2 protein-coding genes and 1 pseudogene are annotated in these 1,207 nt (G+C 56.3%); all 3 read right to left on the reverse strand.

Annotation, left to right across the window (positions count from 1 at the left end):
- The coding region (locus B5F54_RS17080; protein WP_442856142.1) for a replication initiator protein A at positions 1–347 on the reverse strand (347 nt) is incomplete at its 3' end.
- Positions 348–423: 76 nt separating this feature from the next.
- Entirely contained in the window at positions 424–810 is a 387-nt protein-coding gene (locus B5F54_RS17085) for a cysteine-rich VLP domain-containing protein (protein ID WP_009259636.1), read from the reverse strand.
- Positions 800–1,207, reverse strand: a pseudogene (locus B5F54_RS17090) (relaxase/mobilization nuclease domain-containing protein); the annotation flags it as partial. The pseudogene B5F54_RS17090 and the gene B5F54_RS17085, both read right to left, overlap by 11 nt.

Consider the following 1,207-nt stretch of genomic DNA (forward strand, 5'->3'; position numbering starts at 1 on the left):
CGGTTCGGTGCGGAGAAGCCGCCCCGTTCCCGTTCCAGCAGCCCCGCCATGTCCAGTTCATTAAGCGCCCCCTTTATGGTGGTGCTGCCCTTATCCAGTATTTCGGCTATCTCCGCGATGGGATAGATAATATATATCCTGCCCTCGTCGTCCTGCCACTTGTTCTTCTGGGAAAGTGTGGAACGGTCTAACAGCAGCGAATACAGCAGCTTGGCGGTCTGGGAAATCTCCATTTTCAGCAGGAAACGGGGGTAGGGCAGATAGATAGGCAGCGGCGTGTCTGCCATGATATAATCAGCGATAGTATCACCTCCCTGTGTTTCGGGTTGATTTTGGCGTTTTGTCACGCCTTAGAACGGCGTTTCCGGTGGAAAAGGATAAATGTATCGCGTACCCTTTGACACCCACGAAAAAAGCCTTGATTTATGCGGGTTTGAAAGGCTCTAAAGCGTGACATTTCTGCCTTTGTTTCCGCTTTCTCTCGGCGGCTTTGATTTTCTTCATGCGTCCGGCGCAGCCGGGACAGTATTTCCCCCGGTTGGATTTGGGGACAAATGCCGCCCCGCAGACGGCGCAGCGTTTCCGGCTCCCTCGGTGCAAGAGGGCTGCGGCCAGTTCCCCGTCAAGGGGCAGAACAGCCACACGGAACCAGCGGCACATGAGGGAAAGGGAAATGCTCTGGACGCACACGCAAGGCTCCCCGTCGTCTAACAGCAGGCAGTTTCCCTCGTCGTAGTTACAACACTCATGTACCAGCCGCCGCGCCCGCCGATGCTGGCGGTAGTCCATTCTCGGTAACTTATCGCTCATGGCTCTGCTCCTTTCTGCGGTGCGGCTCGTTCCGGCGCAAAATCTGGTCGATGTTCCGCTTGACGGTCTGCAACTCCTTGAACCGCTGTTTCTGTTCGTGATAGGTGTTATACAGGCCGTCTTTCTCGGAGATAAGCTGCTCGATCTCGGCCTGCAACGCTTTCCGGGCGGGCAGCTTGGTAATGCCATGCGCCTTGAAATACCGGGCGGCTGCGTCGGCTATGATAAAATCGCTCTCGTTTGCCTGCCGGTATGCGTCACGGGCTTTCTGCGATTTCTGCGCCCGCAGCCCGTCACGGGCGGGCTTGGTCTTGGCATAGGCAAGTACCTGTTGCTGCAACTCCTTTTTCCCTTGTAGCTTGGTTTCCAGTGCTTTCAGTTCGCCGCTGGTCTGGCG

Source organism: Anaeromassilibacillus sp. An250, from assembly GCF_002159845.1.
In the GTDB taxonomy this organism is placed as follows: Bacteria; Bacillota; Clostridia; order Oscillospirales; family Acutalibacteraceae; genus Anaeromassilibacillus; species Anaeromassilibacillus stercoravium.